Origin of the sequence: Paracoccus sp. P2 (assembly GCF_046335115.1) — a bacterium.
Taxonomy (GTDB): domain Bacteria; phylum Pseudomonadota; class Alphaproteobacteria; order Rhodobacterales; family Rhodobacteraceae; genus Paracoccus; species Paracoccus pantotrophus.
Genome location: NZ_JBGOSN010000037.1, coordinates 3,659 through 23,741 on the forward strand (window position 1 = coordinate 3,659; position 20,083 = coordinate 23,741).

At 65.3% G+C, this 20,083-nt stretch carries 25 protein-coding genes and 1 other annotated feature; of the genes, 20 read left to right on the forward strand and 5 right to left on the reverse strand.

Going from position 1 to position 20,083, the window contains the following annotated elements; genetic code table 11:
- Positions 1 to 453: 453 nt before the first annotated feature.
- The 4 genes from ACDP63_RS18565 (at position 454) to ACDP63_RS18580 (ending at position 1,520) form a co-directional block, all read left to right on the forward strand.
- Positions 454 to 657 (forward strand): hypothetical protein, encoded by a 204-nt coding sequence (locus tag ACDP63_RS18565; RefSeq protein ID WP_409928401.1) that lies wholly within the window; start codon positions 454 to 456, stop codon positions 655 to 657.
- Between the two features lie 98 nt (positions 658 to 755).
- The gene (locus ACDP63_RS18570) at positions 756 to 965 is read left to right on the forward strand and encodes a hypothetical protein (RefSeq protein WP_409928402.1); all 210 of its coding nucleotides are present in this window, start codon (positions 756 to 758) and stop codon (positions 963 to 965) included.
- A 36-nt stretch (positions 966 to 1,001) separates the two neighbouring features.
- Complete coding sequence (locus tag ACDP63_RS18575; protein ID WP_409928403.1) at positions 1,002 to 1,202, forward strand: hypothetical protein; 201 nt, start codon at positions 1,002 to 1,004, stop codon at positions 1,200 to 1,202.
- Between the two features lie 105 nt (positions 1,203 to 1,307).
- Positions 1,308 to 1,520 (forward strand): hypothetical protein, encoded by a 213-nt coding sequence (locus ACDP63_RS18580; protein WP_409928404.1) that lies wholly within the window; start codon positions 1,308 to 1,310, stop codon positions 1,518 to 1,520.
- A 68-nt stretch (positions 1,521 to 1,588) separates the two neighbouring features.
- On the opposite strand, the gene ACDP63_RS18585 is transcribed toward ACDP63_RS18580, so the two are convergent.
- Positions 1,589 to 1,876: a DUF2285 domain-containing protein gene (locus ACDP63_RS18585; protein WP_409928405.1), complete on the reverse strand. Its 288-nt coding sequence runs from the start codon at positions 1,874 to 1,876 to the stop codon at positions 1,589 to 1,591.
- A gap of 440 nt (positions 1,877 to 2,316) precedes the next feature.
- Between ACDP63_RS18585 and ACDP63_RS18590 the strand changes: the two genes are divergently transcribed.
- The 3 genes from ACDP63_RS18590 (at position 2,317) to ACDP63_RS18600 (ending at position 3,494) form a co-directional block, all read left to right on the forward strand.
- Entirely contained in the window at positions 2,317 to 2,577 is a 261-nt protein-coding gene (locus ACDP63_RS18590) for a DNA -binding domain-containing protein (protein ID WP_409928406.1), read from the forward strand.
- 121 nt (positions 2,578 to 2,698) lie between these two features.
- Positions 2,699 to 2,950, forward strand: coding sequence for a transcriptional regulator domain-containing protein (locus ACDP63_RS18595; protein ID WP_409928407.1), 252 nt, complete (start codon positions 2,699 to 2,701; stop codon positions 2,948 to 2,950).
- Positions 2,928 to 3,494 carry a DUF2285 domain-containing protein gene (locus ACDP63_RS18600; protein ID WP_409928408.1) on the forward strand — a complete coding sequence of 189 codons (567 nt, stop codon included), beginning with the start codon at positions 2,928 to 2,930 and terminating at the stop codon, positions 3,492 to 3,494. Before ACDP63_RS18595 ends, ACDP63_RS18600 begins: the two co-directional genes overlap by 23 nt.
- Here ACDP63_RS18600 and ACDP63_RS18605 read toward each other — a convergent pair.
- The gene (locus ACDP63_RS18605) at positions 3,481 to 3,807 is read right to left on the reverse strand and encodes a hypothetical protein (protein ID WP_409928409.1); all 327 of its coding nucleotides are present in this window, start codon (positions 3,805 to 3,807) and stop codon (positions 3,481 to 3,483) included. The genes ACDP63_RS18600 and ACDP63_RS18605 overlap by 14 nt on opposite strands.
- A gap of 241 nt (positions 3,808 to 4,048) precedes the next feature.
- Between ACDP63_RS18605 and ACDP63_RS18610 the strand changes: the two genes are divergently transcribed.
- From ACDP63_RS18610 to ACDP63_RS18670, 13 genes are all read left to right on the forward strand, one after another.
- Entirely contained in the window at positions 4,049 to 4,330 is a 282-nt protein-coding gene (locus tag ACDP63_RS18610) for a helix-turn-helix transcriptional regulator (protein ID WP_072462309.1), read from the forward strand.
- Between the two features lie 111 nt (positions 4,331 to 4,441).
- Positions 4,442 to 5,464 carry a replication initiator protein A gene (locus tag ACDP63_RS18615; protein WP_409928410.1) on the forward strand — a complete coding sequence of 341 codons (1,023 nt, stop codon included), beginning with the start codon at positions 4,442 to 4,444 and terminating at the stop codon, positions 5,462 to 5,464.
- Between the two features lie 246 nt (positions 5,465 to 5,710).
- Positions 5,711 to 6,307 (forward strand): DUF2840 domain-containing protein, encoded by a 597-nt coding sequence (locus tag ACDP63_RS18620; RefSeq protein WP_409928411.1) that lies wholly within the window; start codon positions 5,711 to 5,713, stop codon positions 6,305 to 6,307.
- On the forward strand, positions 6,304 to 7,455 hold the full coding sequence (locus tag ACDP63_RS18625; RefSeq protein ID WP_409928412.1) for a phosphoadenosine phosphosulfate reductase family protein: 1,152 nt from the start codon (positions 6,304 to 6,306) through the stop codon (positions 7,453 to 7,455). The genes ACDP63_RS18620 and ACDP63_RS18625 overlap by 4 nt, the downstream gene beginning before the upstream one ends.
- Complete coding sequence (locus tag ACDP63_RS18630; protein WP_409928413.1) at positions 7,452 to 8,942, forward strand: DNA cytosine methyltransferase; 1,491 nt, start codon at positions 7,452 to 7,454, stop codon at positions 8,940 to 8,942. Before ACDP63_RS18625 ends, ACDP63_RS18630 begins: the two co-directional genes overlap by 4 nt.
- On the forward strand, positions 8,939 to 9,529 hold the full coding sequence (locus tag ACDP63_RS18635; protein WP_409928414.1) for a S26 family signal peptidase: 591 nt from the start codon (positions 8,939 to 8,941) through the stop codon (positions 9,527 to 9,529). Before ACDP63_RS18630 ends, ACDP63_RS18635 begins: the two co-directional genes overlap by 4 nt.
- Positions 9,529 to 9,864, forward strand: a complete 336-nt coding sequence (locus ACDP63_RS18640) for a DUF736 domain-containing protein (protein WP_409928415.1) — start codon at positions 9,529 to 9,531, stop codon at positions 9,862 to 9,864. Before ACDP63_RS18635 ends, ACDP63_RS18640 begins: the two co-directional genes overlap by 1 nt.
- Positions 9,865 to 9,867: 3 nt before the next feature.
- Positions 9,868 to 10,572 carry a lytic transglycosylase domain-containing protein gene (locus ACDP63_RS18645; protein WP_409928416.1) on the forward strand — a complete coding sequence of 235 codons (705 nt, stop codon included), beginning with the start codon at positions 9,868 to 9,870 and terminating at the stop codon, positions 10,570 to 10,572.
- Positions 10,569 to 11,156 carry a hypothetical protein gene (locus ACDP63_RS18650; protein WP_409928417.1) on the forward strand — a complete coding sequence of 196 codons (588 nt, stop codon included), beginning with the start codon at positions 10,569 to 10,571 and terminating at the stop codon, positions 11,154 to 11,156. Before ACDP63_RS18645 ends, ACDP63_RS18650 begins: the two co-directional genes overlap by 4 nt.
- Positions 11,157 to 11,400: 244 nt before the next feature.
- On the forward strand, positions 11,401 to 13,140 hold the full coding sequence (locus tag ACDP63_RS18655; protein WP_409928418.1) for a relaxase/mobilization nuclease domain-containing protein: 1,740 nt from the start codon (positions 11,401 to 11,403) through the stop codon (positions 13,138 to 13,140).
- 25 nt (positions 13,141 to 13,165) lie between these two features.
- On the forward strand, positions 13,166 to 15,154 hold the full coding sequence (locus tag ACDP63_RS18660; protein WP_409928419.1) for a conjugal transfer protein TraG: 1,989 nt from the start codon (positions 13,166 to 13,168) through the stop codon (positions 15,152 to 15,154).
- Positions 15,155 to 15,163: 9 nt separating this feature from the next.
- Positions 15,164 to 15,598: a CopG family transcriptional regulator gene (locus ACDP63_RS18665; RefSeq protein ID WP_409928420.1), complete on the forward strand. Its 435-nt coding sequence runs from the start codon at positions 15,164 to 15,166 to the stop codon at positions 15,596 to 15,598.
- Positions 15,599 to 15,738: 140 nt separating this feature from the next.
- A protein-coding gene (locus tag ACDP63_RS18670; RefSeq protein ID WP_409928421.1) for an IS3 family transposase occupies positions 15,739 to 16,961 on the forward strand; the annotation gives its coding sequence in 2 pieces (ribosomal slippage) (positions 15,739 to 16,024 and positions 16,024 to 16,961; 1,224 coding nt in all).
- Positions 16,017 to 16,133 (forward strand) — a sequence feature (AL1L pseudoknot). (Overlaps the previous gene by 117 nt.)
- 81 nt (positions 16,962 to 17,042) lie before the next feature.
- Here the strand turns inward: ACDP63_RS18670 and ACDP63_RS18675 are convergent.
- The 3 genes from ACDP63_RS18675 to ACDP63_RS18685 all read right to left on the reverse strand — a co-directional run bounded on the left by ACDP63_RS18675 (position 17,043) and on the right by ACDP63_RS18685 (position 20,060).
- Positions 17,043 to 17,243 carry a tautomerase family protein gene (locus ACDP63_RS18675; RefSeq protein WP_409928422.1) on the reverse strand — a complete coding sequence of 67 codons (201 nt, stop codon included), beginning with the start codon at positions 17,241 to 17,243 and terminating at the stop codon, positions 17,043 to 17,045.
- Between the two features lie 264 nt (positions 17,244 to 17,507).
- Positions 17,508 to 18,677: a pyridoxal phosphate-dependent aminotransferase gene (locus ACDP63_RS18680; protein ID WP_409928423.1), complete on the reverse strand. Its 1,170-nt coding sequence runs from the start codon at positions 18,675 to 18,677 to the stop codon at positions 17,508 to 17,510.
- A gap of 585 nt (positions 18,678 to 19,262) precedes the next feature.
- Positions 19,263 to 20,060 carry a GntR family transcriptional regulator gene (locus tag ACDP63_RS18685; RefSeq protein ID WP_409928424.1) on the reverse strand — a complete coding sequence of 266 codons (798 nt, stop codon included), beginning with the start codon at positions 20,058 to 20,060 and terminating at the stop codon, positions 19,263 to 19,265.
- Positions 20,061 to 20,083: the final 23 nt, after the last annotated feature.

Genomic DNA, 20,083 nt, shown 5'->3' on the forward strand with positions numbered 1-20,083 from the left:
TCCCTTGAACCCTCCCATGGGGAAGGGGGACGGTTCCCTCCCCCCTTCCCCAAACCCCATCCCTCTCCCTGAACAGGGAAAACAGGGGCTTGGGAAAGAAGGCTGGGGAACGGGCAGCGCAACAGCGCCACCGAAGGGCTTTGCATGATCGTCGGCGCGTGGGCGGGAACGGCGCGTTTTGCTTCAGAGACGAAGGGAGCGGGTGTCCACCGGCGAACGGGGTGGACACCCGTGGGCGTTCCAGCGGCTGCGGAAGAAAGCCGAAAACCCGCTAACAGGCTGAAAATAATGGATAAAACGCCACAATCCGCTTGCGCTAGAGCCTTGTTTTTGCTAGACTATTCGTAAGGCGCCGAGGTGGTCGAGACCCGCCGGCGCCATGCTCCCCGCAATGCGGGGTCGGGGTGGTGGAAGGGGTCGGATGGATCGGTCCCCGAAGCCGGAGACAAGCCCATGCATACCGCGACATTCGAAATCAACATCCCCAGCAACCCGCTGGCCAGGCGCATCAACATCGAGGACATCGAGATGGGCATGGACGCCGATACCGGGGTCAAGGCCCGCGCCAGCCGCGACAGCATGACCCTGACGGTCGTTGTCTTCGCAACCGACGCCGGCGATGCCGCCGACTGGCTGCAGAAGGCGGGTCTCATCTGACCGCAGCCCGCGCCAGCAGCCCGGCCCCGCCATCGCGGGGCTTGCGGCAGTAGCAGAGGCTGAACGGTTCAGCCTCACGTCCGGAAAGGAGAACCGCCATGACCACCGCCCAGATCGTCATCCCCTTCGCCGCCGCCCGCGCTGCCGCAACGAAGGCGGGCTGGCCGGCCGACGCATGCTCGACCGCATGGTTGGAAAGCAGGATCGACGCCGTTTTTTCGCGCAAACGGAACGGCGACATCAAGGTCGAGGTCGAGATCGAGCACCTGCCGACCATGGCCCAACTGGTCCACGATGTCATCGCCTGACCACCACCAGCGCCACGTCCAGACGGGAGAATAGCCATGACCTGCGAAACCGAAACCACCGCCCTCGCGGCGAAGATCCACGCCGAATGCGAGTTCAGCTTCGACCGCAACGACATCCATGAAGCCCTCGAATTGCTTGGTCAGTTGGTCGAATACGGCGCCACCACCGCAGCGGAAATCGAGGCATTCCTCCGCCTGCGCCGGGAACGATACGAGACCCACCTCTATGGCACCTGAATGCACCAGCGGGATCGGAAGCCCCGCCGAGGCAAACGCCCGGCGGGGCTGCGCCAGTGGAAAGGGCCGGATCGTTCGGCCCCGCAGCCCGACCGGAGAGACATCATGAATCACCCGACCACCGTGACCGAGCTGATGGCCGAAGCCGCCACCGCCCTGATCCGCCGCGACCCTCGCCGGCTCGAGGAACTGGAGCGGATCAGCAGGGAATGGATGCAGACCCCCGACGAGGAACTGGCCCAGATCATCCTCCTGCAGGCGATGACCGAAGCCGCCGACCTCCTCCTCGACACCCCGAGCGAGATCGAGCGCGCCTGATACCGCGAGCGAAACGGCATCCCCGCCGATGCAATTGCGCGGCGGGCCTGTCTGCAAGGGCGCCGGGCTCAACCTTTGTTGGCGGCGGCGCCTCTCAGCATCTGCTTGTAGCCGTTCTTTGTCATCCACTCCGCCCGCGCCAGATGGCTCTGCCAGCAGCGATATGTGCGCAATTCTTCCGCATCCGGATCGCGGCGCAGCACGATCCGCGCCACCTCCTTCCAATCCGCATCCTCGGCGCTGGCGTCGAGCAGCCGCAGATAGGTCACGTAATGCTGCTCGTCATAGGCGGTGATCTTGTCCGAGACCGGTGCCTCGTCTTCCACGACGGGATCGCGATCAATGGGAGCGCTCATGGCTTATCCCCTTGTTTCCGATGGGCATGGCTTGCGGTACGCCCCCGCAATTGCCCTCTGACCCTGGTGATCGGGGAGTTCGAAACCGTGACTAGCGCGGCCCCATGACCTTTAGGCGGGTAGCCCTGGACATGCGCCATGGGCTCCCCGACCATAAGGTTCGAGGTTTGTGGCGCCGTCACGGCCGGCGCCAACCGCTAGTCAGGGGTTTCGAAGCCCCAGAGCAGCGCGTCTGCTCCGAGTACCAACATAGAGGATCGGCACAGCATTGTCTTCGCCAATCGACGCTTCGTGATCCACCGCTCAGGATACGACGTCCAACTTCAGTGCCGCTGAACTACAGCTGGCCGGAACCTGCCGAATTTGCCGTTCACAGATCGGCACAATTCCGCTACCACCTTATCCACCGATGACCGCAGCCAAGGGACAGGGGACCTGCAATGGCCCAGGAGTTTCAGGATCAGCCGCCGGCGGGCGACCAGCCGACCGACTACGACAAGGAGCAGCTGACGCTCTATCTGCGCCTGCTCGACGCCGACCGCGACGGCGCAGGCTGGCAGGAAGCGGTTGAGATCATTTTCGGAATCGATCCTGCCGCGCAACCGGAACGGGCCGAAACGCTCTTCGCCTCGCATCTCGACCGCGCGAAATGGCTCGCATCAAGCGGTTACCTCGACCTGCTGATCGCCGGGCGCGGGTAATAAGATCCATTTGCACGCATGGCACGAGCTTGGGCGGGCTTCGTGCTTCATTTGCCACCACCCCCCTTCGATCCTGACCCCTCTCCGGTTTGGGGGAGCGCGCGATGAAGGAGACGTTGCAATGCCGCGATACGCCGAGTGGCGGTCTCGATCCGCCTACGACTACATCGACACATTGACGCCTGCGGAACTCGCCTGGGAATTCCTGCGCAGGAACGAGGATTACAGAGAGGAGTACTTCCGTCTTGCGGCGGCAGGCCAGCTCGATACCGAGGCTGGCCGGGCCTTTGCCGCAAGATGGGGGTTGTGCTTTCCCCGCCGACCCGAGCCTCCCGGCACGAAGGCAGCGGGTGATCTGGTCTCCTGCCGTTGATCCGGCCCGCATCCTGCTGCGTCCCTGCCCGCCCGGCATGGACGGACCCCGCCTCGCCGCCCGCGACGATGTGATCGTCGGCGATCTCGGCAAGGACGGGTTCTGCACCGCCAGCGTCCGGGGCGTCGAGTTCCCGCTGCTGTTCCTCGCCGGCGGGCCGGACCAGCCGGTCGCGGCGGTCGTCCTCGCCGACCACCTGGCGCTGGATCGGCTGGAAGCGGTCGAGCGCTTCTGGGCCGCGCTCAACGGCGACAAGGTTCCGCCGGAGCGCCGCCGCATGTCCCGACAGAAACGCGAGCGCGCCGGAAAATCCCTGCGCGCCGTGGACGGCCGCAAGGATGGCGCCAGCTACCGGGTGATCGCGCAGGTGCTGTTCCCGGCGCACCGCATCACCCTGGCCACCTGGAAGAGCAACGCCCTGCGCGAAACCGTCATCCGGCTGGCCCGCGACGGGCTCCAGCTCGTCGCTGGCGGATACAGGTCGCTCCTGCATCGCCGGCGGCATGACCGAAAGCGCAAAGACCAAGCGATCAGGACCGGCTGAGATACCCGGCGGCGAGCCGCGCCTCGGCCCGGACCGCATCGGCGCGATCCGGCCGGTCGAGGCGGTCCATCTCCGCAGCCGCCTGTTCCCGCTCATCGATCTCCGCCATCAGGATCGCCCGCACCCGGTCCGCGTTCAGTGACAGCCGCTCGACCTCCGCCGAACCCGACAGGAACCGGTGCTGTTCCGCCGCACCGCTGCCCACGCGGGCCGGCGGCGCCTCGGCATTGTCGATCGCCGCGATCAGCGACCGGATCAGCCTGGCGTCGCCGCCGCGCCCTTCCTTCATCGCCGCCCGCAGGTCCGCCCGCATCCGGGCTTTCATGTCATGTCCGGCATCCTGCACCATCTCGGCCTCCGTCTGATCTCCAACGATCACGAGCGCCCTTCCTATCATTCGCGGCCCTCAAGTGAAACGCCGGCACTCGCGTCGAGGGGTGTCGAAAATCCGCAAGAATCTTCGACATCCACCCCCGGCCGTTTTTTGCGCCAGGCTGTCCGTGACTACGAGCCGCGCCCGCCGCGGCGCCCTTCGAGAACACGGAACTGCAACCATGTCTTCTGACCATTCGCCCCTGCCCCATCGCTATTTGCGCACCCCCGAGGCCGCCCGCTTCCTCGGCCTTTCCGACCGTACGCTGGAAAAGCACCGCGTCTACGGCACCGGCCCGACCTACAAGAAGCTCGGCGGCCGCGTGGTCTACGCCGTCCGCGATCTTCAGGCCTGGGCCGAGCGCGGCACCGTGACATCGACATCCGACCCCACGCCGCCCGTGCTTCCCGCCCTGCCGAAATACCGCCTGCGCCGGCCGCACCCGGCCGGGCAGAAAGGGTGAGGGCTGGTCATGTCTTCCCGTAACCGCAAACGGCCCACCGGCGAACGGGCCAGGCTCAACCCCTTCGTGGTCTCCGGCGGCGATGCCAGCCCGCGCGACCAGCGCGATCTGATGGAGCGGCCCTTCTTCTCGCTGGCCAAGACCAAGCGCCTGACCCCGATCCACTACGAATCCGGCGGTGTCCAAGTCCATGTCCAGGGCTTTCCCGAGCACGGCATGGCCACGATCTGGGATGCCGATATCCTGATCTGGGCCGCCAGCCAGATCGTCGAGGCCGAGAACGCCGGGCTGCAAACCTCGCGCTTCCTGCGCTTCACCCCCTATCAGCTGCTCACCGCCATCGGCCGGAATACCGGTGCGACTGAGTATCGCCTGCTGAAAAACACGATGGCACGGCTGCAATCGACGGTGATCCGCACCACCATCCGCCATGGCAGCCATTGGCGGCGGCACCAGTTCTCCTGGATCAACGAATGGGAGGAATGCGAGACCAGCGATGGACGCACCGAAGGCATGGAGCTCGTGCTGCCCGAATGGTTCTATCGCGGCGTCATCGACCGCTCGCTGGTCCTCTCCATCGATCCGGCCTATTTCCGGCTGAAGGGCGGCATCGAGCGTTGGCTCTATCGAGTCGCCCGCAAGCACGCTGGCCGTCAGCCTTCGGGCTGGCGCTTCGAGATCCCGCATCTGCATGCCAAGTCCGGCAGCCTCGCCCGGCTGTCCGATTTCGCCCTCGACATCCGCCGCCTCGTCGCCCGCCAGCCGCTGCCCGGCTACCGCCTCGGCATCGAGCGCGACGGACGCCATCAGCTGCTGCGCATCCGGCCTGCCAAGTTATCCACAGAACCTGTGGATAACTCTGGGGAAGGTATCGGGATTTCGGGCGCAAATGGTATCGGGATTTCAGGCGCAGCACTATCGGGATTTCGGGCGCACGAGACCCAGTTAACTCTTTGGCCTGAAACGCTGATTCCGGCCCTTAACTTAGAATCTAACATAGAGTCTAACTGTAGTGGGCGCCGCGCCCGCTGTGGAGAACCCTCTCCGAGGGGCCAGGTTACGCGAACCGGGGCCGGGATTCGCGAACTGGAACCGCCGAAAAAGGCCGGGAAAACGGGGCGCTCCGATGGCTGAGTGGTCCCTTAAATCGTGGAACGGTTTCCCTTTAATCGTAGACCGGGATTTCCCTTTAATCGTCGACTCGCGGTCTGAGCCGGCACCGACGCCGAGGTGCAACGACAGCGTTCCCTGTCATCGCGGCTCTGACCAGGGCGCGGATGACCAGGTCCCAGAGCCTGCGGCCTTGGCCCCAGTTGGTGAGGCTGGTGGCCCCGGATCATGCAACTGGCTCACAGCCGCATCCGATCATGGGAGGCCGGCATGACGGATCGTCCCATGAACCCGGCGACCGGTGCCGGGCCGGAACCCGACAGCCGCTGCGCGGCCTCGGTTCCGCCTTCCGGCTGCACCCTGGTCGACCTGATCTGGCGCAAGGGCGAGATCGAATACTGGATCCGCTTCGGCCGTTACCGCTTCAAATGGGTCCAGGACCGCGAGCGCCGGACGCTCGGCTTCGCGCCCGGCAGCGTCTTCGCCTTCGTCCGCTGGACGGCGAACGGCTATGGCACCACCGCCTCCCGCATCGACATCCTGCGAGCGGTGGAGGCCGGCCAGCCCTGCCAGACCATCCCCCATGTCCAGCCCGGCGCCGAGATCCTGCTGAAGCTGCATGGCTGGCCGCGCGTCGCGCGCGTGCTGGAAGCCATCGACCGGATCGAGGCCGTCGGCATACCGCCCGGCGACGTCGCCCCGGATTACTGGCGGCATCTCCATCACCGGCTCTCCGCCAACGAAGCGCCGCACCGCTACACCCGCCTGCGGCACGCCGCATGGCTGAAGCGCCGGAAGGTCATGCCTCATGATCCCCGGACTGGGCAGGAGGCCCCTGAGGCGCGTCCAGAGGGGCGCAGGCCATGAGGACCACTGTCCAGCATTTCGTCAGCCTCTCCGGCGGCAAGGACAGCCAGGCCGTCCTCTGCCTGATGGTCGAGCGGATCGAGCGCAGGGGGCTCGCCGCCTTCGGAAACCGCCTCCCGCGCGTCCTCTTCGCCGATACCGGCCACGAAAACCCGATCACCCTCGACCATGTCGCCTGGCTCGACGGCTGGCTGCGCCAGCGCCTCGGCCTGCGCATCGAGACGGTCTCGGCCAACGACGTGCCCGGCCTCACCGACGCGGCCGCCTTCGCCCGCAAGCGCGCCATGCTGCGCGGGGAATGGTCGAAGGAAAAGCGCCGCACCCGCCACAAGCCCGCCTGCAACCAGCGCCGGATCGCCTGGAAGGCGGGCGCGATCACCAAAACCGACTGGCTGGCGCACTGCGATTGCCCGGTCATGGTCTCGCCGCCGGTCCCGGATCCCCTGATCGACCGCGCGCTGGCGCTGCTGCACCCGACCGGCATCCCGTTTCTCGACGTGGCCATGCTGCATGGCCGCTTTCCCAGCACCAAGACCCGCTTCTGCACCAGCGACACCAAGCTGGTGCCGCTGATGCATCGCAAGCGCCCGCTGCTCGATGCCGGCATCTCGGTCATCGACTGGATCGGCGAGCGCGCGGACGAAAGCCCGGCGCGGGCCAAGAAGCCGCCGATCCAGTCGGTGCGCCACCCGTCCGGCGCCCGAAACCTGCTCTATCGGCCGATCTTCCGCTGGACGGCGGCGGAGGCCTTCGCCATCTCCGACCGCCACGGCCTGCGCCACAACCCGCTCTACCGGATGGGCATGAGCCGGGTCGGCTGCTCGACCTGCATCATGGTCAGGAAGCGCGAATTGCGCCTCTGGGCCATGCGCTTCCCCGCCGAGGTGGCGCGGGTGCGTGCATGGGAGCGGCTGGTCGGGCTGGTCTCGCGCCGCACGGCGGCGCTCGGCACGCCCGTCTCGCTGCTGCCCGCGCCGACGGTTCCCGGCGATCCCGCCGATCACGGCCGGGCGACCATCGACAAGGCCATCGACTGGTCGCGCACCGGCCGGGGCGGGCGCAATTTCGATCTGCTGATCGAGCTGGAGCGGCAGGAGGCCGAGGACGGCGGCCTGCTTTGCGACAGCGAATACGGGCTGTGCGAATGATGCGCGTGCTCGATCTCTTCAGCGGTGCCGCGGGCGGCTGGTCGCTCGGCCTGCATCGGTCTGGATTCGTCACCGTCGCCGCCTGCGAGATCGTGGAGTGGCGGCGTATCCTCTATTCGGAGAACTTCCCGCATGTCCGACTCTACGCCGATATCCGCACCCTCACGGCAGCTCGACTTGTTTCCGACCTCGGCTGCCTGCCGGACATCATCGTCGGCTCGCCGCCCTGCCAGGACATCAGCAGCGCCAACACCAAGGGCAAGGGGATCGAGGGCGAACGCTCGGGTCTCTACCTCGAGGCCGTGCGGCTGGTCGGAGACTGCCGGCCTCGCTGGTTCGCTTTTGAAAACAGCCCTGTGCTCCGAACTCGCGGCGCCGACCGGCTGCTTGATGAGCTGGAAGCGCTCGGCTACGCCTGCTGGCCATGCGTGGTGGGTGCTGCGGATATCGGCGCCAACCATGTCCGCAAGCGCTCCTGGCTCATCGGCTGCGATCCCGAACAGCTTGCCGACACCCGTGTCGCAGTCCCAGCAGGGCGGGATACGTCTGGAGGGGGGATCGGGCGCGCGGAAGGCGATGAAGGATTCCGGCCTCTCCGACCTGTTCCGCAACCGCCCGCTGCCGACGCCGATGGCCTCGGACGGGATGAAGGACGGCGCCGGCGGCGGGGCGGGCTCGACATATCCGCTGCGGATGATCCTGGCGACGCCGCGCAAGACGGATGCCGATCGCGGCGGCCGGGGCGATGTGTTGAGCCAGTTGCAGGGCCACAACAGCCGCCATGCCGGAATGATGGGCACGCCGACGGCGAATGCGGCGCCGCGCGGCAGCGTGCTGCGCAGGCGGAAGGGCCGGATGACCTCGGATCAGGACCGTTTCGACCGCACGCCGACGATCGGCGAGGCGCTGCATTTCGACAGGCGGGCGCCCGAGATCCTGCCGACGCCGACGAAGCGGGACAGCCGCATGGACGGCTGGAGCCCGGCTTACGACCGCCGGAAGTCGCCGACCATGGATGCGGTGATGGACGGGGCCATGACCGACCGGGCGCCGGACAAATGGGCCGCGGCGCGGGCACTGGCGGCGATCTTGCGGAGCCATGGCCTGACTGGAACGGCGGCATTGCCCATCACCTACGCATGGATGATGGGCTTTCCGCCTGGCTGGCTCGGACGCGCATTGCGCTCGGCAGTCGCAAGGGGACGTCTGCGGCGAGCCTGATCGTCGAGGCCTTCGGCGACGCGGTGGTGCCGCAGATCCCCGAGGCCATCGGCCGCGCCATCCTGCGCACCGAGGCCGCGCTGAACGCGGTCCTCGGTGGCGCGTCGGAGGATGGTCCCGCTGCGGGTGCCGCATGCACCAGCGCAGACGGCGGCAATGCCGGTGCCGACGATCATGCACCCTCCGTTCGAGAGCCTGCCGCAAGCGCCGATCGCGCCGACAACGCGCCCACCGACGACCCCGCGGATCATGGGGGCACGCCATGACCCGTCGGATTCGCACCGGATATCTCGCCGTGGCTGGCCTCGCCGTGCTGGTGATCGGCTCCGTTTCCGCCACCGACATCGCGCCGCGGCTGATCTGGAACGCTTCCGCCAGTCTTCCCGTCGGGCTCTATCGCGTCGAGCCGCCCACCACGCTCACTCTCGGCGATCTGGTCGCCGTCGATCCGCCCGAACCGCTCGCCCAGTTCGTCGCCGCGCGCGGCTATATCGGCCCCGGTGTGCCGCTGCTGAAGCGCGTCATAGCACTTCCCGACACGCGGGTCTGCCGCACCGGCGCCTCGATCACCGTCGACGGCCAGGTCCTCGGCGCGGCGCGCGAGCGCGACCGCTTCGGTCGACCGCTGCCCACCTGGCAGGGCTGCAGGATTATCGGTGCAGACGAGGTCTTTCTCATGAACCGGGAGGCCGAGGACAGCCTCGATGGCCGCTATTTCGGCCCGCTCCCGGTCGCCAGCGTCACCGCCCGCATCGTCCCGCTCTGGACCGATGCGGCGGGCGACGGCCGCTTCCATTGGCACGGAAGTCGGCCCGCGATCCAACCGCCAACCGCAACCGAAGGGACCAAATGATGCCACAGATCGGAGAATTCACCCGCACGGAAGACGGCTACGAGGGCCGCATCCGCACCGTCACCCTCGACCTGAACCTGGTCTTCGTGCCGACCCACAATGCCGATATCGAGAAGGCCCCGGATTACCGCGTCCACCTCGACAATGAGGACGGCCCGGAGATCGGCGCCGGCTGGACCCACAGCGGCGAGAAGGCCGGAACCTACATCTCGGTCGCGCTCGACGATCCGGCGCTCGCGCAGCCGATCCGCGCGCGGCTGTTCCAGTCCGACGAACAGGGCCGGAACTGGGGCCTGCACTGGTCGTGCCCGAAAAAACGCGACGAGCGGGAGTGAACCATGCCATTCACCGCACCACGTCGTGCCGACGGGCGGGCAAGCGCCGCCCGTCGCATCGCCGCCATTCTTCTTTCCGGTTTGGTCTTTACTGCCGCTCCGGCTGCCGGTCCGCTGGCGCAGACCGTGCAGCCCATGCATCGTCTCGCGCAGGAAAGCCGCGATCCCTTCGCATCCCATGTCGCGGAAGCCTCGCTGCGCTTTGGCATCCCGCCCGGCTGGATCCGCGCCGTGCGCCATGTCGAAAGCGGCGGCAATCCGCACGCCGTCTCGCCGAAGGGCGCCATGGGCCTGATGCAGATCATGCCGGAGACATGGGCGGCGCTGCGCGCCCGCCATGCTCTCGGCCATGATCCGTTCGATCCCCGCGACAACATTCTCGCCGGCGCCGCCTATCTGCGCGAGATGCACGACCGCTACGGCAGCGTCGCCGGCATGCTGGCCGCCTACAATGCCGGACCGGGGCGCTACGACGAACACCTGGTCTCGGGCCGGACCTTGCCGGCCGAGACCCGCGCCTATGTCGCCGCCCTGGCACCGCTGCTCGGCGGCGAGCCGTTGCCCGGGGCCGGTTTCGTCGCCGCCCCGCCGCACGACTGGCGCGAAGCACCGCTCTTCACCAGCAGCATGACCGACACTCCGGACGCAGAGCGACTGCAACCCGACGGTCTGTTCGTGCGCCGGTCGGATGCGGAAATCACGCCATGACCATGCGGATCGCCTATGCGGACCCACCCTATATCGGCTGCGCGCATCTCTACCGCGGTCGTCCCGATTATGCCGGCGAAGTCGATCATGCGGCGCTGATCGAACGGCTGGAACGGGACTACGACGGCTGGATCCTGCATGCCGCCGCGACGCCGCGCTCCTTCGCCGTGCTCGCCCCGCTGGTCGAGCCGACGGGCGCAAGATGGATGGCCTGGGTGAAGGGGTTCGCCGCCTTCAAGCGCAATGTCCCGGTCGCCTGGGCCTGGGAGCCGGTGATCGTCAAAGCCGCGCGCAAGCCCGTGGTCAGCAAGCGACTGGTGCTGCGCGACTGGATCCAGGAAAGCATCACCCTGCGCCGCGGTCTGACCGGCGCCAAGCCCGAAGCTGTCTGTCATTGGTGCTTCGAGATGGTTGCCGCGCGGCCCGAGGATACGCTCGACGACCTGTTTCCCGGCACCGGCGCGGTCACTGCCGCGTGGCATTCCTGGCAGCGGAAATTCACCTTGCCGGACGATCCGCTGCCCGAGGTCGCGCCCTTGGACAGCACCCGCCGGGGGCGATCCCTGCCAAGGGGGCCGTCATGAGCATTCGGCTACCAGATCGCAGCAAAGGATACGACAGGAAAGAACCGGGCGGCGCGGCCCTGCGGACCGCGCCGCCCGGTTTTTTATGGCAGGATAAAGGCCCACGAGGTGCGGGCTTGGGCGGTCGTGGGTTTTCAAGGGGTTATGCCGCGTCTCCGCGATGTGCGCGCTTCAGGCGCGATGTGCGATTTTCTGGCTTTTTCAATGAGTTCTGGAATTTGGCGCGATGTGCGGGATTGCAACCATGAGCAACGAGGAGGAATTCCGTATCCGTCCGGGCCGGATACGCTCGACCCGCGCCCAGCAGGCCCGCCCCTTCATCGCCCAGGCGCTGGCCGCCGCGCAGAAGGCCGGCGGCACCGTCTCGCGCCGGGGCTCCATCGGTTCCGGATCGCGCTCGCGCTTCGGGCGCGGCCAGCGCGCCACTGTGCAGGCCAACCGCCTGATCACCTCGCGCACCCGCGGCGTCGTCATCAAGGCCCGCGTCGTCCGCAATGGCTGGCGCTCGGGCGCCCTGCCCGCCCATCTCGGCTATCTGCGCCGTGACGGCGTCACCCGCGACGGCGCCAAGGCGCGGATGTTCGGCCCGGAGAGCGACCAGGCGGATCACGAGGGTTTCGCCGAGCGCTGCAAGGACGACCGCCATCATTTCCGTTTCATCGTCTCCCCCGACGATGCCGTGGACATGACCGATCTGCGCGGCTTCACCCGCGATCTGGTCAGCCGCATGGAACAGGATCTCGGCACCGGTCTGGACTGGGTCGCTATCGATCACTGGAACACCGGCCATCCGCATGTCCATCTGCTGGTCCGCGGTGTCCGCGACGACGGCGAGAACCTGGTCATCGCGCGGGACTACATCAAGGAGGGCATGCGCGACCGTGCCCGCGACCTGGTAACGCTGGAACTGGGGCCGCGCAGCGAGATCGATATCCGCGCCGCCCTTGTCCGGCAGATCGAAGCCGAGCGCTGGACCGAACTCGACCGCCAGCTGGCCCGCGATGCCGCCCGCAGCGGCGTCATCGACCTCGCACCGCATCCGGACCGGCAGCCCGACGCCTATGCCAGTTTCAAGGTGACCCGGCTGCGCAAGCTGGAGACCCTCGGCCTCGCCGAGCAGCTCAGCCCCGGCCAATGGGTGCTGACCGAGAACGCCCACGCGGTGCTGCGGGAGATGGGAATGCGCGGCGACATCATCAAGCGCATCCATCGCGGCCTCAGCGAACGCGGCATCGAGCGCGGCAGCGCCAGCTATGTGCTGGCCGGCGAGAGCCTCGACGATCCGGTCCTCGGCCGGCTGGTCGAGCGCGGACTCGACGACGAGTTGAAGGGCACCGCCTTTGCCGTGGTCGATGGTGTCGACGGCCGCACCCATCACATCCGCCTGCCCGATCTCGATGCCGCCGGCGACAGCATGCCGGGCTCCATCGTCGAGCTGCGCAAGTTCGACGATGCCCATGGCCGGCGGCGGGTGGCACTGGCCGTCCGTTCCGATCTCGAAATCCGCGCCCAGGTCACCGCCAGCGGCGCCACCTGGCTCGATCGGCAGGCGCTGGCCCGCACCCCGGTCGCGCTCGGCGAGGACGGGTTCGGGGTCGAGGTGCGTCAGGCCATGAAGCAGCGCGCCGAACATCTGATCGAGGAGGGCCTCGCCCAGCGTCAGGGCGGTCGCGTGATCTTTGCGCGCCGGCTGCTCGACCGACTGCGCGACCGCGAGGTGCAGGCGCTCGGCGAGAAGCTCGCCACCGACACCGGCCTGCCCTTCGACCGCGCATCGGCCGGCGAGCATGTCAGCGGCACCTATCGCCGCCGTTTCCTACTCGCCTCAGGGCGCTTCGCCATGATCGACGACGGCCTCAGCTTCAGGCTGTTGCCCTGGACCCCATCGCTGGAACGCCATCGCGGCCGCCATGTCACCGGCAAAGCCCGCGGCGATGGCGGCGTGGACTGGAGCTTCGGCCGCAAACGCGGGCTGGGGCTGTGAACCGGAACGCAGAAAGGAACCTGTCATGACCGGAACGAAGATTCTCTGGGGCCAGATCACCGTGGTCTTCCTGATTGTGCTCGCCTTCATCTGGGCGGCGACGCAATACGTGGCCTGGAGCCTCGGCTTCCAGCCACAGCTCGGCCCGCCCTGGTTCGAACTCTGGGGCATCCCGGTCTATTACCCACCGGCCTTCTTCTGGTGGTGGTATTTTTACGACGCCTACGCCCCGGCGGTCTTCAACATCGGCGGCATCATCGCGGCCTCGGGCGGGTTCCTCGCCATCGGCATCGCCATCCTGATGTCGGTCTGGCGCGCCCGCGAGGCCGAAGACGTCGAGACCTATGGTTCCGCAAGATGGGCGAAGTCCGACGAGGTCCGCGAGGCCGGGCTGCTCGGGCCGGACGGTGTCGTGCTCGGCAAGCTGGGCGAGGACTATCTCCGCCATGACGGCGCCGAGCATGTGCTCTGCTTCGCGCCCACTCGCTCCGGCAAGGGCGTCGGGCTGGTGGTGCCGACGCTGCTGACCTGGCCGGGCTCGGCCATCGTCCACGACATCAAGGGCGAAAACTGGCAGCTTACCGCCGGGTTCCGCGCGAAGCATGGCCGCGTCCTCCTGTTCGATCCGACCAATGCCCAGTCCGCCGCCTACAATCCCTTGCTGGAGGTGCGGCGCGGCGAATGGGAGGTGCGCGACGTCCAGAACATCGCCGACATCCTGGTCGATCCCGAAGGCTCGCTGGAAAAACGCAACCACTGGGAAAAGACCAGCCATGCCCTGCTGGTCGGCGTGATCCTGCATGTGCTCTACGCCGAGGAGGACAAGACCCTCGCGCGTGTCGCCGCCTTCCTCTCAGACCCGCGCCGATCCATCGAGGCGACGCTGGCCGCGATGATGAAGACCCCGCATCTGGGCGAGGCCGGGCCGCATCCGGTCATCGCCAGCGCCGCGCGGGAACTGCTGAACAAATCCGAGAACGAACGCTCCGGCGTGTTGTCGACCGCGATGTCGTTTCTGGGGCTCTACCGCGATCCGGTCGTGGCCCAGGTGACCAGCCGCTGCGACTGGCGCATCGCCGACATGGTGACCGGCCCCGTGCCGACCACGCTCTACCTCGTGGTGCCGCCCTCGGACATCAACCGCACCAAGCCGCTGATCCGGCTGATCCTCAACCAGATCGGCCGGCGGCTGACCGAGGATCTGCGCAGCAAGGACGACCGGCATCGCCTGCTGCTGATGCTGGACGAATTCCCGGCCCTCGGGCGGCTGGATTTCTTCGAATCCGCGCTGGCCTTCATGGCCGGCTACGGGTTGAAGAGCTTTCTCATTGCCCAATCGCTGAACCAGATCGAGCGGTCTTACGGCCCGAACAACGCGATCCTCGACAACTGCCATGTCCGGGTCAGCTTCGCCACCAACGACGAGCGGACCGCCAAGCGGGTCTCGGACGCCCTCGGCACCGCCACCGAGATGAAGGCGATGAAGAACTATGCCGGCCATCGCCTCGCGCCCTGGCTCGGCCATATCATGGTCTCGCGCTCCGAGACCGCCCGGCCGCTGCTGACCCCCGGCGAGGTCATGCAACTGCCGCCCGAGGACGAGATCGTCATGGTGGCCGGCACCCCGCCGATCCGGGCGAAGAAGATGCGCTATTATCAGGACGGGCGGTTTCGGGAACGGGTCATGGAGCCGCCGAAACTGGTGCCCGCAACAGAACCACGGGCCGACGACTGGAGCGCGCTGGCGATCCCGGCAACCCCGGAAGTGCATATCGCGCCCGTGTCCGACGGCACCGGCAGCGAGGACAGCACCGAGTCCGAACAGCGCCTGCAGCCGGAACTGAGCCGGGCGGGCACGGTCGAGCGCCAGGAGCCGATCGAGAACGAATTCGACTTCGGCGAGCCGGACGAGGAAGCCGACGAGGACATCGCCCGCAGCAGCCGCATGACCCGAAACATGCTGACCGTCGCCCGGCAGGCTTCGATGGACAAAGGCGACGGGATCGAGCTCTAGGAGGACGTCATGGCCAGATCACCCCGCAAGAAGCGCCTCTCGGTCTATCTCGAGCCGGAGATCATGCAGGCGCTTTCCGCCCATGCCGCGCGGCGTAACCAGTCCCTGTCGCTCATCGCCGAGGCCGGCATCGCCTCCTTCCTGTCGCCCGACGCCGCCGAGCGGCAGGAGGCGGCGCTGATCCGGCGCCTCGACCAGATGGACCGCCACCTGACCCGGCTGGAGCGCGACCTCGGCATCGCCGTCGAAACGCTCGCCGTCTTCGTGCGCTTCTGGCTCACCACCTCCCCGCCCCTGCCCGAACCGGCCCAGCAGGCCGCGCGCGCCAGCGCCGCCAAGCGCTACGACGCCTTCGTCACCACCCTCGGGCGACGCCTGGCGCAGGGACCGAAGCTCAGGCAGGAGGTCGCGGAGGAGGTGGAACGGGATAAGCCAAAATGCTGATCAAATTCCTGCCATTCCCCAATCGACGTATCGCTTTTCGCACGAGCGGGGATTGTCATTAGGCATTTTGGAATGCGCCGTATGAACTGAACCGCTCCGGGATTGTCGGAGGCTCCAACTCTTGAGTAGGATGGAGCATCATGAGCAAGACGACGAACAAGTTCTCCCCTGAGGTCCGCGAGCGTGCGGTGCGGATAGTTCTCGACGGCGAGGGTCCGCATAGGTCGCACTGGCAGGCAATCGTGTCGATCGCCGCGATGATCCGCTGTTCGGCCAACACGCTGAACGATTGGGTCAAGAAGGCCGAGGTCGACAGCGGCCGGCGCATCAGCGTCTCGACCGACATGGCCGCGAAGAAGGCCCTCGAGCGCGAGAACCCCGAACTGCGGCAAGCCAATGAAATTCTGCGCAAGGCGTGCGCGTATTTTGCGCTGGCGGAGCTCGACCGCCGGACGAAGTGATGGTGTCGTTCATCGATGCGCATCGGGGGATGCATGGGGTCGAGCCGATCTGCAGCGTGCTGCCGATCGCCCCTTCCACCTACTACAGCCATCTGGCGAAGCGGGCCAACCCGGCGCGACAGTCCCACAGGGCGCGCCGTGACGATGCGCTACGCCCCGAGATACTGCGGGTCTTTGAAGAGAACTATCGGGGCTATGGCGTGCGCAAGGTCTGGCGGCAGCTGCGCCGCGAAGGCTTCGACATCGCGCGTTGCTCAGTCGGGAGGTTAATGAAGGGGCTGGGGATCAAAGAGATTATCCGTGGTAAGCCGCACAGGACAACGATCCCGGACAGATCGGCACCACGTCCGCTGGACAAGGTGAACCGCCAGTTCCGCGTGCCTGCGCCGAACATGCTGTGGGTCAGCGACTTCACCTATATCGGCACCTGGAAGGGCTTTGCTTATGTGGCCTCCGTCATCGACGCCTATGCCCGCAAGATCGTCGGCTGGCGCGTCAGCACCTCGGCACATGCAGGCTTCGTTCTCGATGCCCGGGAGCAGGCCGTGCATGACCGGCGGCTCGCCAAGGGCATGGGGCTGGTTCATCATTCGGACCGCGGCCCAATATCTGAGCATTCGCTACAGCGACGGCTGGCGGAAGCGGGCATCGAGCCATCGGTCGGCAGTGTCGGCGACAGCTACGACAATGCGCTGGCCGAGACGATCAACGGGCTGTTCAAGGCCGAGGTCATCCATCGTCGCGGGCCTTGGCGCAGTTTCGAAGCGGTGGAATATGCCACGCTCGAATGGGCGGACTGGTTCAACAACCGCCGCCTGCTGGAGCCAATCGGGAACATCCCACCCGCCGAAACCGAGGCAAACTTCTACGCCGCACCGGAATCCGAACCTATGGCCGCGTAACTAACGAAAATCGGCCTCCGGCAAACCCGGAGCGGTTCAAATCACTTTACGGATCATGCGGACTTGATGCCCTGTTGCCTCTCAATCAGAGTGATCGGAGAAAACTCCTCCAACTGCCCAGCTCTTCCCTTCTATTTCGTTGAAAATTACATGAACATCCTGCTCACCGCACTTCCCAATACGAGAAAGTTCGCGGGTAAAAACTTTCGCAATCTCTGCTTTTTGTTCCTGAGAACGACCGGCAAGGAATTCAATTCTAACTACAGGCACGGCAGCCTCCATCCAAAAGTTTCTGAATTCTAACTATCAGTCGGGTCAAATCGCTCCGTTACGGGCAATTATCTCTAACCGAATCTCAGTCAGCACAATAAAATTGTGCACACCCAGCGACGATACTCCATAGGCAACGTGAGATATTTGACTTGCTACGTGGCCATCGACGGACCGGAGAGGGTAATGATCGCAGGCGCAACGAAAGTTTGCTACATGATCGCTCATCTCATGGTGCAGGCTCGAGCGCCCGAGGGCGATTCCTGCAGTTAGTTGTCAAGTCAGTAAAGCTCGGCGGAAGCGATGGCCAATTCCGCGAAGTCGCTCTATTGGCTCATTGGAAAAGACAAATCTCAAATACCTAGCGGTTTCCTGATCCCCCCAGCCTTCCATTGAGGTGGCAGCGACCGCCCCCTTTTCGAACAAGCGACGCGAGGCTTCCGCGCCGGTGATGCCGAGAGCGCTGACATCGGTCATCATCGTCCAGCCTCCGTGAGGCGGTATGATCGGGACGAGATCCTGAAGCTCCTCCAGCATCAGATCGCGCCGTCTTTGCCACTCGTCAACTGCGGCCTTCACATCGTCCTCGGGTAATTCGAGCGCGGTCTTGGCAGCGGCAGCCGACAAACCAACTGTTGTCCCTGAATTCGTAACGGCCGCCAACGAGACATTCTCAATTACATCCTGCGGGCCCACAATCCAACCCACCCGCCATCCGATCATTCGGAACTCTTTCGAGACCGAGCCGATCGTGACGGTCCTTTCCGCCATGCCGGGGAAGCTGGCCGGATGAATGACCTGTCGGCCATCGTAAAGGATGCGTTCCATTGCGGCGTCATAAATCAGCAAAAGGTCACGCTCGCGGCAGAGCTCGGCAATAGCTGCCCACTCCTCGAAAGTGAGCACCGATCCAGTTGGAAGGTTGGGGTTCATCAGCAAAATCGCCCGCAAGCGGGGAATCTTCGCAGCCGCTCGCAAGACGTCGAGATCAAGCCGCCAGCCACTCTCGGTAGGCCGGAAGGGCACAAGATGTGCCTCGCCCCCTACGAGACGGGTCCGGTTCAGCAAGCCAGCATACACTGGCGCGGTCAGCAATACACCGTCACCGGCCTCAATGGTGGCCAGAAGGACGTCGAGAATCCCGGTCCATGCACCCGCGCACACGATCGCGGACTTCTGCCAGTCATAGTTCACCCCGCTTTGGCGTGCTACGTGGGATGCAATTGCCCGGCGCAGGCTGTCATGGCCGAGGAGAGGAATGTAGCTGTTGGTCGAATCCGCAGTAACGGCATCTTTGGTAGCCTGCACAATACTCTCGTGCGGCAAAAGATCGGTATCGATGTTTTCCATGCGCAGCAGATTTGGATCAGTTGAAGCATCGGCCAGTGCGGCCATGCGATCGACACCGAGTGGAGTCATGTGAAGCAAACGAGAGGGGCGCTTCATTTAACTTGATCCTTTCTGTTAAAAGTGGGGTGCTCAAGTGATCGTTACGGCTCTCGCCAAGACTTAGTAGGCATTAGCTACCGATGCACTCACCGCGCGAGGCATATTGGAATTCCATTGGTGACTCGTCCGACATCAATAGGCCTTTCGAGCACTGTGAAGCGCTCCAAGGCACTGAATGCCTTCCATTGTACTGCGCGCATGGTTCCACCTTCGCCACTGCGCGAGAAGTTTGTCGGAGTACCATCTTGCAAGTCGATTCAACTCATCCACTTTCACGCGGACGACCGGCATTTGCCTTTCCTGTCCTGATCATAGATTGGTGCTCACTGTGTGAGCGAGGGGATCTTCCCGGTCGCACCAAAGTCCACAGCGTTTGACAGGCTGCCCACCTCCTCCTCCTCCGATAGCGTTGTCGACTTTGTGTTGACACCAGTTTGTCGTCTTGCAGTCGGCAAGGTCAAGCAGTTTGTGTCGTCTCCGCAGATATATTTTGTCGTTCGCCGTCGGCCGTTTCGTCGCAAAGGTGAACGGGCTCGGCACAAGATCATGCGGAGGCCAAGCATTATCTATTGTTTTAAAACATTATTTTCCAACGAAAGTAAAATTCTGTGAATAGTTTTCCTTCATGAACTCGATGAAGTTGTCACGGAATTGTCGAGTGTGGGCATGGGCAAGTTCGTCTGCCTTGTCGACGTCCCGAGCACGAATCGCCTCCAACATCTCGGTATGCTCGTCCGTCAGCAGATAGCTGTCGTTGCTGCGCTCGATATAGTCGAAATGCAGGTGCAGCATGCGGCGGCCCTGGTTCAGCAGCCGCTCGTAGAAGGCAGCCAAGTAGGGATTCCGGCCCGCGACGGCGATGGCCATGTGGAACTGCTTGTTGGCCTCTGACATCAGCAGATGGTTGCCGTTCTTGACCGCGGTTTCGAACTCGGCCTGGCGCGCGGCAATGGCCTTCAGGTCCGCCTCGCTGCGCAGTTCGGCTGCAAGACGTGTGTTCATCCGCTGCGCGACGTCCAGCGCCTCGACATATTTCGGGAAGCTCAGTACATCGATTGGGGCCACAATGGTAGAGCGGTTCGACAGCGTCACCACGAGGTCGTCTCCCGACAGGCGGATCAGTGCCTCGCGGACGGGAGAGCGGGACATGCCGAATCGCTCGGCCAGAGTCGTCTCGTCCAGCAACGCTCCGGGCTCCAGGGCGAGGGACAGAATTTCGTCGTGCAAGGTCTGATAGACGAAGCGCCAGCCCGTCCCCTTGGCGTGCCTGATCTCAGCTTCTTCGGCCAAACGCGTTCTCCTGCCGGTGTTTTCTGCACCCGATGATAGGGCCAGCCGAAAGCCAATGTCGACACAAAGTTTTTGTTGACGTGTCGTCATTGTGTCGCCATGTTGATTCTTGT